Annotated in this window: 13 protein-coding genes; 4 read left to right on the top strand and 9 right to left on the bottom strand. The window is 61.8% G+C overall.

Translation table 11 applies throughout. From position 1 onward, the window contains the following. Positions 1 to 478 precede the first annotated feature (478 nt). From ACYVHK_RS23885 to ACYVHK_RS23855, 7 genes are all read right to left on the bottom strand, one after another. Complete coding sequence (locus tag ACYVHK_RS23885; RefSeq protein WP_460537428.1) at positions 479 to 1921, bottom strand: glycoside hydrolase family 19 protein; 1443 nt, start codon at positions 1919 to 1921, stop codon at positions 479 to 481. A 538-nt stretch (positions 1922 to 2459) separates the two neighbouring features. Beyond that, a complete protein-coding gene (locus tag ACYVHK_RS23880; protein WP_460537426.1) occupies positions 2460 to 3338 on the bottom strand; it encodes a Kdo hydroxylase family protein in 879 nt (292 codons plus the stop codon). A 76-nt stretch (positions 3339 to 3414) separates the two neighbouring features. Beyond that, positions 3415 to 4215, bottom strand: a complete 801-nt coding sequence (locus ACYVHK_RS23875; RefSeq protein ID WP_460537424.1) for an NUDIX hydrolase — start codon at positions 4213 to 4215, stop codon at positions 3415 to 3417. Beyond that, a complete protein-coding gene (locus ACYVHK_RS23870) occupies positions 4212 to 4958 on the bottom strand; it encodes a substrate-binding periplasmic protein (protein ID WP_460537421.1) in 747 nt (248 codons plus the stop codon). Before ACYVHK_RS23870 ends, ACYVHK_RS23875 begins: the two co-directional genes overlap by 4 nt. Before the next feature lie 118 nt (positions 4959 to 5076). Continuing rightward, a complete protein-coding gene (recG, locus tag ACYVHK_RS23865; RefSeq protein WP_460537419.1) occupies positions 5077 to 7107 on the bottom strand; it encodes an ATP-dependent DNA helicase RecG in 2031 nt (676 codons plus the stop codon). After that, positions 7104 to 7799, bottom strand: coding sequence for a tRNA (N6-threonylcarbamoyladenosine(37)-N6)-methyltransferase (gene tsaA, locus ACYVHK_RS23860; RefSeq protein WP_460537417.1), 696 nt, complete (start codon positions 7797 to 7799; stop codon positions 7104 to 7106). The genes recG and tsaA overlap by 4 nt, the downstream gene beginning before the upstream one ends. Then, entirely contained in the window at positions 7792 to 8658 is an 867-nt protein-coding gene (locus ACYVHK_RS23855; protein WP_460537415.1) for a Rossmann-like and DUF2520 domain-containing protein, read from the bottom strand. Before ACYVHK_RS23855 ends, tsaA begins: the two co-directional genes overlap by 8 nt. A gap of 193 nt (positions 8659 to 8851) precedes the next feature. Here ACYVHK_RS23855 and ACYVHK_RS23850 point away from each other — a divergent pair, with 193 nt between their 5' ends. From ACYVHK_RS23850 to ACYVHK_RS23835, 4 genes are all read left to right on the top strand, one after another. Beyond that, complete coding sequence (locus tag ACYVHK_RS23850) at positions 8852 to 9376, top strand: DUF4124 domain-containing protein (RefSeq protein ID WP_460537413.1); 525 nt, start codon at positions 8852 to 8854, stop codon at positions 9374 to 9376. Positions 9377 to 9589: 213 nt separating this feature from the next. Beyond that, positions 9590 to 10360, top strand: a complete 771-nt coding sequence (gene xth / locus ACYVHK_RS23845; protein ID WP_460537411.1) for an exodeoxyribonuclease III — start codon at positions 9590 to 9592, stop codon at positions 10358 to 10360. A gap of 202 nt (positions 10361 to 10562) precedes the next feature. Beyond that, complete coding sequence (locus ACYVHK_RS23840) at positions 10563 to 12434, top strand: S9 family peptidase (protein WP_460537409.1); 1872 nt, start codon at positions 10563 to 10565, stop codon at positions 12432 to 12434. Positions 12435 to 12537: 103 nt separating this feature from the next. Further along, on the top strand, positions 12538 to 13062 hold the full coding sequence (locus tag ACYVHK_RS23835; RefSeq protein ID WP_460537407.1) for a GNAT family N-acetyltransferase: 525 nt from the start codon (positions 12538 to 12540) through the stop codon (positions 13060 to 13062). A gap of 28 nt (positions 13063 to 13090) precedes the next feature. Here ACYVHK_RS23835 and ACYVHK_RS23830 read toward each other — a convergent pair whose 3' ends face one another. Both ACYVHK_RS23830 and ACYVHK_RS23825 read right to left on the bottom strand, forming a co-directional pair. Further along, positions 13091 to 13879 carry a hypothetical protein gene (locus tag ACYVHK_RS23830; protein WP_460537405.1) on the bottom strand — a complete coding sequence of 263 codons (789 nt, stop codon included), beginning with the start codon at positions 13877 to 13879 and terminating at the stop codon, positions 13091 to 13093. A 9-nt stretch (positions 13880 to 13888) separates the two neighbouring features. Beyond that, positions 13889 to 14455 carry a glycine zipper 2TM domain-containing protein gene (locus ACYVHK_RS23825; protein WP_460537403.1) on the bottom strand — a complete coding sequence of 189 codons (567 nt, stop codon included), beginning with the start codon at positions 14453 to 14455 and terminating at the stop codon, positions 13889 to 13891. Positions 14456 to 14524 lie beyond the last annotated feature (69 nt).

Below are 14524 nucleotides of genomic sequence, written 5' to 3'. Positions count from 1 at the left end.
CAGCCGGGCATGCATGTGCAATCCAATACCATCGAAATTAAGTGGTATTAAGTTAGGTGAGTGATCACGTGCAGGAAAGTGTCGGGAGGGGCGGGGATTTATAGGGTAAGTATTTGTATTTATTTAAGTCTTGGCGGTGATGGGTGGCGGTGCTGAATGAGGAGGGTGGCAAGTGGTCTGGTCGGAGGGCGATTGGGCTCATCCGCAATCGGCGGTGGCTTGGGATGCCGGTTGCCGAAGCGAAACCTCCGCCATAGCCATGCGCTATTCGAATGCCGTAGTTTCATGCCCCGCGACCGCCTGAACTACCTGATCCGACGGAAAACGCTGGGCTGGAAAGCAACAGAAAAGCACGTGGGTGGTTCGCGACCGACTGCGCAGGCGATATCGGCCGGGCTGGCGAACCTGACTGTGGGCTGCCGGGCTCGTACCAGGTAAAACGGGGCTATCGCCCCGTTTCTTTCCGATGTGATGTTGGCTACTTCAGCTTTACGCCCCAGTTGTTTTCCACGCATTTCACATACTGGCCGTCGATCAAGGCGTTGTACGGCGTCTGGTAGCTCACCAACTGGCATTGGTATTCCTGGCCGCTGCCCCAGGTTTTTTCCCAGTAGATCTTGAATGCCGCCGAGCTGTCGCCATCGAATCGTCCCATACCGGCGCACTTCATGGACTCACGGCGAATGTCCCAACCCAGGTCGGCAGCAAATTGGGTGTAGTAGTTCAGTCGATTCTGCGCGGCGGCCTTGGTCGGTGTGTCCTGGCACTCGGCATTGATGATCTGGATGGTGGTGGGGAAGTTATTTCCCAGCCCGCGCGCCGTATCGCTCGCGTTCGGTGCCCAGGTGCCGTCGATCACATGCAGCATGGATGGCTTGGGCGGCTGTGGGTAGATAAAGAAGAACACGGCCGAGGCGAGATTGAGCCAGGTATCGGCTACCAGTTCCGGGTTGTTGAGCAGCTTGAACTGATCGCCGTCGTACATGGCTTGCGAGAAGGGGCCGTAGTTGTAGTTGTAGGACAACTGCTTGGCACCTCGTCCGAAGTACTTCTTGAAGCTGCCATCGGGCTGTTTGCCGCAGGTCCAGACCTGGTTGAATACCGGATCGTTACATTCGGCGTTGTAGCCGCACCCCCCGCCGGTCTCGTTACAGCCAATCTCGCGGACGTAGACCAGTGCCTGACGCCACTCGGGCACGCCAAATTCCTGCACGCTGTGTCCGCCGGTCTCCTGGGCAAAATGGGCAAACATGGTGGCCAGGGAGCGACGGCAGATCTCATCGCTATTGCGGCCGTCGGTGTAGTTGTCGCAAAAGCCGGGGAACTTGGCCACTGCCTGCAGCAGGCCGGTATAGGTGTAGGCGCCGCTACGTACCGGAAAGTAGTAGTCAAACTTCTGCTGTGTCAGCAGGGCTTCCACCCGCTTCACATTGGCCGGGTTGCTGGTTTTGCCCGGTGCAACGGCATCCACCACGCTATTGGCCGTGAGGCGGATCGACGCTTTGACTTTACGGAACAGATCGGAATTGGTGAGTTCGGCCGCCTTGGCTTCAGCCTGTGCCTTGGTTGGGATGCCGCCTGGTGTCGGTGTCGGTGTCGGTGTTGGAGTGGGAGTGGGAGTGGGAGTGGGAGTGGGAGTGGGAGTGCCGGTGCCGGTGCAGCTACCGGTTGATTGCCATAAGGTTGGTGTACTGGCCGGGTTCCAGTTGGCGCCTACGTAGGCGACGTGTGTCTGCAGGGCGGTGTAGTTGTTGCCCAGATAGGACGCCTGGGCATTGGCGGTGTAGGTCTTGCCTTCTGACCAGGGTATGGCACAGCCGGCTGCCAAGGCGTGAGGTGAGTAACACAGGCCTGCTGCCGCGAGCCCGAGGCTGACGGCTTTCAGGTTGAACCGGCGCAGGGGGATACGAGGGAAAATCATGGGGTGTCTCTCCTACCTGTAGTGGACCTAAAGTGGATTTATTTTCTCCATTTCACCTCACCATTCCTTGCGAATCCAGGCGACACGGTTTTTTGTTCCTCTGACCGTTTTATTGCATGCGAGGCTAGGTCTGGATGCTAGCCAATCGCCCTAATAAAGCAATATTTCGATAGAAATCAAATAATTGTAAATATAGGCATATTGCCTGCCTAGGCAGCGTCGGCGGGGTGGCTCCCCCTGGTCCATCAAGTGGAGCAGGGTGGCGCGATGGATTGGCTACTATACAACTGAGATTGAAGTGGTATTGATTGAGTTTGGGTGTACTTATCGCGGGCGTGGCAGTGGCTCGCAAAAATTTGCGCTAAGTCACTGTAATCAATGGGTGATTTTTGAGGGGCGACAAAGCCCCGTCGGCGGGTGGGTGCAGGTGGTCTTGTTTGCCGTGTCATGAGTGACTGGCGAGGGGGCATATCGCCCCGCGGACCGTCGTGCGAGCGACGGTCCGTTGTGTCCCGTGTGTTGTTTCCCTGCGGCGGCCTTAGACGAGCGCCCTGCCGAACAGCCCCTCGAGGACCTTCTGCGGGGAAAGGGCGGGGAAGGCCATGGCTTCCTTGGGCAGGAAGTAGGTCTGCTCCATCATGAACTGGCCGCTCATGACCGCGTGCGAGGTCTGATCGCTGAAGCAGACCCAGGCGCAGCCAGGGGGGAAGGGCATGGTCTGCTGGCCACAGTTTTGCTGGTAGCCCATGTCAGCCTTCATGGCGTCGTGCAGGCCCAGCATGTAGTGATCGTAAGGCGTGCGCAGGCGCTTGGTGATCTTGAGGGCCTTGAGGAAAGCGGCGCTGCCGGGAAACGGTGCGCCCAGCTTGGGTACGAACTGCGCTGCAACCTTTTCGAACGGTTCGCCAACGCGCCAGACGCGTGGTTCGCTGCCGGGATGGATATTGACGAAGACACGCAGGATGCGCTCACCGGCCAAGGGGCGGGAGGGAAAGGCGTCGACATGCAGGCGGCTATCATCCTTGCGCCAGGAGGTCTGGCGGGTTTCGACCCGGTGCAGACGCAGGCTGGCAGGTGCCGGCCGCAGGTGGCCGAGGTAGGGTTCGCAGAGCCAGTCGATCAACTGGCGTGCGTCACGCTGGAAGCGGGCCATCATGGCGCGGACCGTTTCGGTCTGGGCGGCGTCGCCCGCAACACCACGCAAGGTCTGGCCATCGGGTTCCAGGCTGATGTTCTTGCGCTTGGGGTCGGCATAGCGCGGATCCAGCAGCGCCTGCTCGGCGGGGCTCAAGCCAAAGCGCAGCGTGGGGTAATACAGGACCTTGCCGGATTCCAGCTCATGCAGCAGGGTGCTGGCTTGCTCGGTGAACTGGCTGCCATCCCAGAGGCTGCCGGGTACCGTGATGATCTGCGACATGGTCTGCGTGTTCCTGTGCTGTGGGCCAAAGCGCAATTATGCCGTGTCGTCCCGGCCACAGCGAGCCGGCAGACCGTTATACCTCGCCTGCTATCCAGCGCATCAGCCAGTCCACGGTCACCGCTGCTGCATCCCAGGTCATCTCGTCGAGCCGATCACCGAGCGTCAGGGGATCGACCAATTCGAAGCTGCTGACCTCGCCGTCGGTATTGACTGGCACGAAGTCGGGCGGGAGCGCGAGGTCGTAGCAGTACAGCAGTTCGTCGTGCAGGCCGTCTGCTTCCAGTCTACGGGAGCGCACCATGCCGACCGGACGAGCGAAGCCAGCTAGCCAGGCTGGTATGCCGGCTTCTTCGGCCAGTTCCCGGACCAGGCAATCGCCGACGGTCTCCCCACTGCTGATGCCGCCGGCCGTGAGGTTGTCGAGCAGGCCGGGGTCGACCGCCTTGTGCTCGGCGCGGCGCGCCAGCCACAGGCCGCCATCCTCGATATAGCCGTTGACGTGCACCGCCCGGCTACAAAGGCCCAATGGACGAAAAGCGGCACGCTCCAGGCTGAAGCGGGCACGGCCCCAGTCATCCAGCCAGTCATAGGCTTCGCCGCGCCACCCGTTCAGCAGGCCTTCGCCGTGCAGTACTTCGGCCAGGCATTGCAGGGCATGGCTGCGGCTGATCGGACCGCCGAGCTCTTCGTTGAGGGCGAGCCCTCCCTCGATCTGAAGGAACAATCCGCTTTCGAGTAAACGATTGGCCATCTCCCGGTTGATCCAGCCGGCCGGCAGGTCCTCTACCGTCCAGCGTATGAGCCCCCCGGTTTCTGCATTGGGTTGCCGCTGGCGCCATTGGGCGATCTGTTCGAGCAGTTTGTCGGTACTCATGGCTGCTTTCTTGCCGGGTCGACCGCGGCCTGGTGGATGTAGCGATCGAGGATCCGCAAGGTTTCTCCTTCCCGATTGAGGGCTGCCATGCTGTTGGCCAGCTTTTCCCGTACGGCCGGGCTCAGCGTGGGGTTTGCAAATACATATACGTCGGTTCTCAGGAAGACAAACGGCGGCGCAAATGCCTGGCCGCTACCCAGTTCGGCCCGGGTCATGTGACCCAGGGCGCCAGAGTCGCCGCACAGTGCATCCAGCCGACCGGCTGCCAGCATGCGAACACCCTGTTTGTAATCACTCAAATCATAATACCGGTACCCTTCCCGCTGCAGTACCGGGCAGCTGTTGGTCAGGCGGCCGATGAGGTAGGGCTTGAAATCAGGCAGTGCCTTGGGTGCGATGGGCAATTGCTGGCGGTATAGCAGGATGCCTTCCATCTCGGCTACCTTGCCGAGGTTGCTCATGCCCATCTGCTGGTCGAGTCGCAAACTGCTGATTGCCATATCCAGCTGGTGATGTTGCATCAGCGCATACAGTCGGGCGGGTGGGTAAAGCGCGGTGTCCGCAGGCAGTCCGGCGCGCTGCGCAAGGCGCTGCATCAATTGATAGAAGGCGCCGTCCGGTTTGCCCTGGTTGTCTTCGTAACCATAGGGGGCGACCGCAATCACGCCAAGCCGCAGGCGATTCTCGGCTGCCTGAGCAGCGCTCAGCAGCAAAAGCAGGAGGATAAGCAGCGATCTGGGCATGCGGCGAGCGGTAGGCCTTGCCGGGTGGTTTTCGCATTTATATCGTAGAAGACATTGCCTCGGACAGTGGTTCAGGCGGCTTGGGAATTATTTCCCATTGGGATGGCCGGGACCGCGGTCAGGCTTTCAACAGTTCCTCGCGCCCGGCCAGCCAGCGATTGAGATGGGCCTCGGCGACCATCGGTGCGCGTTCCAGCAGCTGACCGGCAACATCGCGGGCCTGTTCCAGCAGGTCGGTATCACGCTCCAGATCGGCAAAGCGCAGCATGGGGACGCCCGATTGGCGGGCGCCGAGAAACTCCCCGGGACCTCGGATGTTCAGGTCTTCGCGTGCGATCACGAAGCCGTCGGTGGTCTCGAAGATGACCTTGAGGCGTTGCTTGGCAATCTCGCCCAGCGGGCCGCTATATAGCAGGATGCAGCTCGATTCCAGCGCGCCACGACCGACCCGGCCGCGCAACTGGTGCAACTGGGCGAGGCCCATGCGCTCGGCGTGCTCGATCACCATCAGCGTGGCATTGGGGACATCCACCCCGACTTCAATCACCGTGGTCGCTACCAGGACTTGCGTCTCGTTGGCTGCAAACGCCGCCATGGCTTCTGCTTTCTCGACGGGCTTGAGGCGACCATGCACCAGGCCAACCTTGAATTCCGGCAATGCCTCGGCGAGGGCGGTGTGCGTGTCGAGTGCGGTCTGCAGTTCCAGCGCTTCGGATTCTTCGATCAGCGGGCAGACCCAGTAAGCCTGCCGGCCTTCATGGCCGACCTTGCGGACGTACTCGATCATCTCCTCGCGCCGTGCGTCGTTGACCAGGCGGGTCTTGATCGGCGTCCGGCCGGGCGGGAGCTCATCGATCACGCTGACATCGAGGTCGGCGTAGTAGCTCATGGCCAGGGTGCGCGGGATGGGCGTAGCGGACATCATCAGCTGGTGCGGGGAGCCGCCCTTGCCGCGCAGGGCCAGCCGCTGATGGACGCCAAAGCGATGTTGTTCATCGACGATGGCCAGCCCCAGCTTGGCGAAGGTGACGGACTCCTGGAACAGCGCGTGGGTGCCGACAGCCAGGCGGGCTGTGCCGCTTTCCACCTGCTCGATCGCAGCGGCCTTGGCCTTGGGCTTGAGCGAGCCTGCGAGCCAGACGACGTCGATGCCGAGTGGCTTGAGCCATTGCGACAGCTTCTTGTAGTGCTGCTCGGCGAGAATCTCGGTCGGAGCCATCAGGGCGGCCTGATAGCCTGCTTCAATGGCATCCAGTGCCGCCAGTGCGGCGACGATGGTCTTGCCGGCGCCAACATCTCCCTGCAGCAATCGCTGCATGGGATGCGGCGAGGCCAGGTCGTGACGGATTTCGCTGAGCACCCGGTCCTGTGCGCCGGTCAGGCCAAAAGGCAGGCTGGCGACCAGTTGGCTGGCCAGTTGGCCCTTGGGGCGCAATACGGGGGCGGATTGTTCACGGCGACGCTGGTAGGCCTGCCGCATGGACAGCTGCTGGGCCAGCAGCTCATCGAACTTCAGCCGCAGCCAGGCAGCGTGGGTACGCTCACTGAGTGCGCGCTGGGCGATATCCGGCGTGGGGTGGTGCAGCAACCTGACGGCCGCGCCGAAGGGCATCAGATTGAGGTCATGCAGCACGTTGGGCGGCAGGGTGTCACTGAGCTCGCATTGCCTGAGCGCCATGCCGATCAGTTTGCGCAGGGCCGGCTGGGCGAGGCCGTTGACCGTCGGATAGACAGGGGTCAACGCATCGGCCAGGGCGGTATGCTCACTCACACTGCGCACCTTGGGGTGCACCATTTCGTCGCCGAAGAAGCCTCGCCGGATCTCGCCGAGCAGCCGTACCCGCCGCCCGACGGCCAGTTGTTGCTGCTGGCTCGGGTAGAAGTTGAGCAGGCGGACATAGAGTTCGCCGCTGCCGTCCTCGATTCGGGCGACCAGTTGGCGGCGCGGCCGGAAACTCACCTCGGCGTGGACCACGGCACCCTCCACCAGGACCGGTGACCCCATGGGAGCGTCGACGATGCGAAACAGGTGGGTTTCGTCTTCGTAGCGCAAGGGCAGGTGCAGGACCAGATCGAACGGGCGTTTGATGCCGAGCTTGGCCAGGCGGCTGCTGACGGTCTTGGCGAGCAGGCTGAAGTCCAGGCTCATAGTGGTGTGATCGAGGTGACCCAGGCGCCGGCAGCATCGCAGCGCCACTTGATGTTGAGTTCGTAGAGCGTCATGCCGTATTCGCGTAGCGGATCGTCGGCGTAGCCGGGACGTGGATCCTGGGCCAGTACTTCGGTAATCAGGCTGCGCAGCTTGGGGTGGCGGCGCTGCCAGGTCAACAAGGCGCTGTCGGCCGCCTGGCTGTAGTGAACCGGCAAGGGGCTGGCACCGTCATCGGCGTAGCCGTTGGAGGCGTTATCGATGGCGTCGGCGTAGGGCAGGTAGGGTTTGATATCGAGGATGGGGGTGCCATCCAGAAGATCGGCACCGGCCAGGTGGAGGCGTACGCCATGATCGGTGTCGATGCCGGTCAGGCGGGCGACAGACAGGCCGATCGGATTCGGCCGGAAGGTCGAGCGGGTGGCGAAGACGCCGACCCGCTGGTTCCCGCCCAGCTTGGGCGGGCGCACTGTCGGACGCCAGCCTTGGTGGGCGGTCTCATGAAAGACGAACATCAGCCAGACATGGCTGAACTGTTCCAGGCCACGCACGGCGTCGGCCTGGTCATAGGGCGGCAAGAGGTGCAGGGTGGCTTCTGCTGACGGGCACAGGCCGGGTTGGCGCGGGATGGCGAACTTTTCCTTGAAGCAACTTTCCAGTCGGCCGATGGGTTGCAGGTTCCAGTCAGCCATGATGGGTCTCCAGCAATTGGCCCAGTGACCTGGCCTGCTCCGGTTCGAGCTTTGCCAGTTGTAGCGCCAGCGCGGCGAGTGCGCGATAGGCGTCGGCAACGGCAGGGTCCAGCGCCTGGGTCGCGGTCAACTGCCGGGCGACCGTGGCGTGGTCGCCGCGGGCGACAGGGCCGGTCAGCGCCGCTGTCGTGGACAGCCTGTCCAGGTTATCCAGGGTGCCGTTGATCAACGGGCGGAGTGCTGGCCAGGCGATGTTTCGATCCACGCCGGCGGCACTCATGCAGCGCAGGGCGGCTTCCATTAGTGCGACCAGGTCATTGCAGGCCAGGACGGCACCGGCGTGATAGAGGGTCTTGTGCTGTGGATCGATACTGAACCGATGGGCGCCCAGGGCGTCGAACAGGGGCGCAAGCTTCAGCAGGGCTGCGGCATCGCCCTCGCAGGCGCACCAGGTGCCGGCAAGGTCGGTATCGGTATTGCCCGGTACAAATGATTTCAAAGGGTGGACGCTGGCGATCAGCGCACCTTGCTCGCGCAAGGGGGCCAGGATGTCGCTACCCAGTGCGCCGCTGGCATGGAATACGACGCAGCCAGGTTGCAGAGCGGGGCCTTGCAGCAGCCCCTGTACCACCGTTGCCATGATGTTGTCAGGTGTCGCGATCAACAGGAAGTCGCTGGCTGGCAAGTGGGCTCCGGCGCAGTCCTCACCGGCACCGATCTCGGTCAGCGCGGTTTGCACCGTGCTGGTCTGGCGGGCCTGGATGCCGGTAATTTTCAACAGGCCGTGGCGATGCCAGAGCCTTGCCAGGGTGCGGCCAAGGCGACCGGGGCCGATCAGGTTGAGCGTCGGGAGCGGCATGAAAGCGGGCTGTCTGGTGCGTTGGGTCGTTGGAAGATAGGGCGGATTATCGCATGCCATGCCGGCAAATCTGGCGCCGCACCAGCGGTATGCTAATGATGGAGAAATACTTGTTTACGAAAGCCTTCACGCTAGACCTCTGGCTTCGCATATAATTCCAACGTCATCGCCGTCCAGGTGTTCGGAGTTCCCCATGAAGCGTGCTGTTTTACTTACTCTTATTCTCGCCGCATTGATGCCATTCGCACAGGCCGCGAAGGTCTATCAGTACAAGGATGCCAACGGCAATATCGTGTTTTCTGACCAGCCGCCCCCGGGGCAGAAGGCGGAGACCAAGGACGTCAAGGCAAATGTCATGCAGACCAGCGGTGGCAATTTCCTGACCCGGGAGGCGATACGCAAGAATCCGGTCATTCTGTGGAGCAACAATTGCGGCGAGCAGTGTGACAATGCGCGAGCCCTTCTGGCCAAGCGCGGTGTGCCTTACAGCTTGCGTAATCCACAGGCCAGCCAGGCTGACCTCGATCAGTTGAAAAAGATTGCCGGCGAGGCTGTCGTACCGGTGCTGCAGGTCGGCGACAAGGTACTCAAGGGTTATCAGGATGGCAGCGGCTGGGAGGCTGCGCTGGATGCCGGTGGCTATGGCAAGACGCCTGATCCGACGCTGAAGGGACAGGCGCAGCCCGCGGGGCAGCCTGCCGTGACCAAGAATCCTTGAGTTTCGGCGTGAGATGATAGAAAACGGTGGCTATGCCACCGTTTTGCATTTTGGCGCCGCGCTAGAATACGTCCGCTTACGCCGGCTTGAGATGTCGCTTTGCCGGTACGGCGTGCGGCGTACCTGATTGCGGCTCCGTCGTTGATCCATTTCCCTGCTCCGCCGCGGCCGTGCGGCGCGGCATTACCAAGGTCCCTCACAGGATTCATCGCTATGCAGATTGCTACCTGGAACGTTAATTCGCTGAAAGTCCGCTTGCCGCAGGTGCTCGACTGGCTCGCAGCCCGGCCGGAACTGACGGTGCTGGCGCTGCAGGAGACCAAGCTTGAGGACCACGCCTTCCCGCAGGCCGAGATCGAAGCGGCGGGTTTCCATGTCGCCTTTATCGGCCAGAAGACCTACAACGGCGTCGCCCTGATTGCCCGGGCGCCGCTGGAAGACGTGCAGTACAACCTGCCGAATTTCGAGGATCCGCAGAAGCGGGTGATCGCAGCGACCGTCAACGGCGTGCGCGTGATCGGCGCCTATGTGGTGAACGGCCAGGCGCTGGATTCGGAAAAGTACCCCTACAAGCTGGCCTGGCTGGATGCGCTGATCGCCTGGACCGAGAGCGAACTGGCCCGCTACCCCAAGCTGGCCCTGGTCGGCGACTACAATATTGCTCCTGAGGATCGTGACGTCCACGACCCTGCCAAGTGGGCTGGCGATGTCCTGGTCAGCCCGCCCGAGCGGGAGCGCTTCCAGAAGCTGATCGGTCTGGGCCTGGTGGATAGCTTCCGGTTGTTTGACCAGGAGGAGAAGGCGTTCAGCTGGTGGGACTACCGGGCGGCGGGTTTTCGTCGCAACGCCGGCCTGCGTATCGACCATGTCCTGTTGTCCACGCCACTGGCTCAGGCTTGCAAAGCCTGCGAAATCGACAAGGTGCCGCGCAAGCATGAACGGCCGAGCGACCATGCGCCGGTGATTGCTACCCTGGCGCTTTGACTGGCGGTTCTGCAGGCACGATAGGCTGCAACTGTTGGCCTGCTGGTACCCGTCATCGCGGATTTTCGTCTGGGTGAACCTGACGGGCTTGTTGCGATTAGCGCAATGCGAGCGCTTGCGATGGGTATTCGATTGAACATACTTATTGGTATGTTTACTATGAATCATCACCCTGCAAGGTGAACCAACCAGGAGAAACTGCATGAAGCGTATTCTTGCTGCCGCTATCGCCGGCTTGTTCGTCGCCATGCCGGCGTTTGCCGAGCCTGCTGCCATCATCCCGGTGCGTGATTTTTTCAAGAACCCGGAAAAGACCAATTTCCTGCTGTCGCCGGATGGTCGCTACATCTCTTTCACCAAGCCGGTCGACAACCGGCTCAATATCCATGTGATGGCGCGCGGTGGCGAAGCGAAACAGATTACGGCGGTCAAGGACAGGGATATCCGGCAGTACTTCTGGAAGGGTAACGATCACCTGCTGTTCCTTAAGGACAATGGCGGCGATGAGAATTTCCACCTGTACGCGGTGGATCGCGACGGCAAGTCGACCAAGGACCTGACACCTTTCGACAAGGTGCGGGCGGAATTGATCGACGATCTGCAGGACCACCCTACGGATGTTCTGCTTGGGCTGAACAAGCGCAAGGCCGAGGTGTTCGATGCCTACCGGCTCAACGTCAAGACCGGCAAGCTGACGCTGGTGGCGGAAAACCCCGGCAACATCACCGGCTGGATCACCGATCACGCCGGGCGTATCCGCATGGCGCAGACGACCGACGGTGTGAATGGCTCCCTGCTGTACCGGGCGGACGAAAAATCGCCGTTCAAGGTGGTGCTGACCACCAGTTTCAAGGATCAGGTCCAGCCGCTGTTCTTTACCTTCGATAACCAGCGTTTGTATGCCGCGTCCAACCTCGGGCGCGACAAGGTCGCCATCGTCGAGCTGGACCCCGCTACCGGCAAGGAACTCAAGGTTGTCTACCAGCGAGATGACGTGGACGTGGATGGCCTGCTCTATTCCAAGAAGCGCAAGGTGCTGACGGCCGCGACTTTCGAGACCTGGAAGCATGAACGGCATTTCTTCGATACGCAGACCGAGCAGTTGATCGCCAAGCTGCAGACCAAGTTGCCGGGCTATGAGATTAACCTCCAAGGCAACCGCAACGAGGATGCCTGGATCGTCTCGACCTATAACGACCGTACCCGCGGCACCCGTTACTACTATGACCCGAGGGCTGACAAGCTGGAGAAACTGGCGGAGGTGACGCCGTGGCTGCCGGAGGCGCAGATGGCCAGCATCAAGCCTATCCAGTACAAGAGTCGGGATGGCCTCACCATCCATGGTTACCTGACACTGCCGGCGGGCCGCAATGCGCGTGATCTGCCGGTCATCGTCAATCCGCACGGCGGCCCGTGGGCGCGGGATAGCTGGGGCTTCAACCCGGAAGTGCAGTTCCTGGCCAACCGTGGCTATGCGGTATTGCAGATGAACTTCCGCGGCTCGACCGGTTACGGCAAGGAATTCTGGCAGGCCTCATTCAAGCAATGGGGCAAGAAGATGCAGGATGACGTGACCGATGGCGTCGACTACCTGGTCAAGGAGGGCATGGCCGACCCCAAGCGCATCTGTATCTACGGTGGCAGCTACGGTGGTTACGCCACGCTGGCCGGCGCGGCCTTCACGCCTGACCTGTATGCCTGTGCGGTCGACTATGTGGGGGTCAGCAATCTGTTTACCTTCATGAATACCATCCCGGCCTACTGGAAGCCCATGCTGGACCAGCTGCATGAAATGGTCGGGGATCCGGAGCGCGACAAGGACCTGCTGCAGGCTGCATCGCCAGTATTCCATGTCGACAAGATCAAGGCCCCCCTCCTTGTGCTGCAGGGTGCCAAGGACCCGCGCGTCAACATTGCCGAGTCTGACCAGATCGTCAATGCATTGAAGCAGCGGGGCGTGGAGGTGGAGTACATCGTCAAGGACAACGAAGGGCATGGTTTCCGCAACCAGGAAAATCGCTTCGAGGCCTATGAGGCGATGGAGCGCTTCTTCAAGAAGCACCTCGGTTCCTGAGGCAGTAGACTGCTCAGGCGGGGCGATGCGGCTGCATCGCCCTTTTCATTTTCGACGGGGGCGGCGTGCGGGTGCCGGCCCGGATGACGGAGGTGGGCTGGATATGACAGTGTGGATCGATACCGCGCGGTTGCGACTACGGCCCTGGAGGGCGCAAGACCTGGACGATTTTGCGGCGCTGACTGCGAATGCAGATGTTATGCGCTGGGTGGGCGATGGCAGTCTGCTGAGCCGTGAGGCAACGGCTGACTGGATCGAGAAGGCCAATGGCAACCTGGCGCGTTGGGGTTATGGCACCCATGCCGTCACCGCGCGGGATGGCGGTACTGTCATGGGGTGGGCCGGACTGATCCATACCGACAATGCCTTGCTGCCAGCCCGGGCGGAGATCATCTACGCGCTGAAGCCGGATTGCTGGGGCAAGGGCTACGCGACGGAACTGGCCGGTGCAATGACCGATTGGGCCTGGCGGCACACTGCACTGGACGACATCATTGCCACCGTCGATCCGACGAATCTCGGTTCACTGGCGGTACTCGGCAAACTCGGTTTTCTACCGCTGTTGGAGCGGCTGGACGAGGACGGCTTGCCGGAAGCGCACTGGCTGCTCTCCCGGCCCCTCTCTTGAATCCGTCCGGCGCTTTTGCGACGACACGTCAACGTACAGTGTAGCCGCGGCCTTCCAGGCAGGCCGATTCGGCGCGGCGATAGTCATCCCGCTTCTGCAGGGCGTCACGCCGATCGACACCCCCTTCGGGTTCAGTCGGGTCGAAGCCGGTCTGCTTTACCGCCCAGCGATGGCATTCGTAGCGGTCCAGGGCCTGCTGTTTGTCGTCCTGGCCTCTGTTCGGGTAGATGTACGGTTCCTGATCCGTGCTGCCGGATGAGGGTGCATCGTCGTCGAACTCCCGGTCCGGCGGGCTGACCACGACGTAGTTGTCTGCCTCCCGGCGGTAATAGATATCGTCTGCCACATAGTAGGTCAGGCCGGAAACCCAGACGGTACGGTAACCATAAGGCAGCACCGTGAAGCGGGTACCGAAACTGGGGCGGTAGCCTATATGAACCGAGGTGCGAGGCCCGTACCAGCGATTGACTGGATAGCCATGCGGTCCGTTATAGCTTGGGCGGTTGTCATGATCCCAATGGCCACCGCCGGGGCGGTCCGGGCGATCGGGCCGGCCCGGACGTGGCGGGCTGGGCTGCACCGGCTCCGGTCGCACTGGCGGTGTGCGGTCTATGCGTTGCTGCGTGCGATTGTTCTGGTCGTTTTCATTGCGGAACGGGGCGATCTGCTCGCGGTTGTTACGCTCGAACTGGCGGCCCTCACCGCGGTCGCCGCGGCCGCGAGCATCGTTATTGTCCTGTGGTGCGGCGTAAGCGAGCGAGCCCAGGGTACTGATGACCAGTAACAGCAGGGTAGAGGGGGAATGGCGGCCTAGCATATTGCTCTCCTAGCGCACCGTGTAGCCCCGGCCGGACAGGCAGGCGCTCATGGCACGACGGTATTCGTTGATATTGCCTGCGAGCCTTGCGCTACGACTTTGTTCCCGGTCCATGGCAACACGCTGTGTCTGGTCGACGGCATCCTTGCGCTGCTGGTCGGAGACGGCACCGAGTACGGCGCCGGCCAATGCGCCGATGGCCATGCCTTCCGCAGTATGGTGCGGGTCCGATGCGACAGCGCCGATCATGGCACCGACGACCGTGCCGGCGGCCGTATCACGTCCGGGCTCCGGGTCGGTCCCGACAACCACGCGGCGGCTTGTGACTTGTGGCAGGCTGGGATCGTAACCACTTTGCTTGACGGCCCAGCCATTGCATTCGTAGCGATCCCTGTCCTGTTGCTCGGGTGACTGGCCACGATCCGGATAGAAGTAGACCTTGCTGGACGGCAGTGGTGCGGCGTCGACCTGGCGGACCGTGCGATAGCTGTGCCGAGGCGGCGTGGCGCAGGCGCAGAGCAGGCTCGTCACGACGAGGGTCAGCAGGCATTTGCCGTGAAGGGGGGAGGTAAGCATGGCCTTGTCGCCTAGGTGTCAGGTGGTACCTGCAAGTTAGCGCGGGTACGTTGCTGAGGTTTTGCTGCC

The sequence above is a fragment of the Chitinimonas naiadis genome (assembly GCF_054780835.1).
This window is presented reverse-complemented; position numbering and strand designations above follow the sequence as displayed.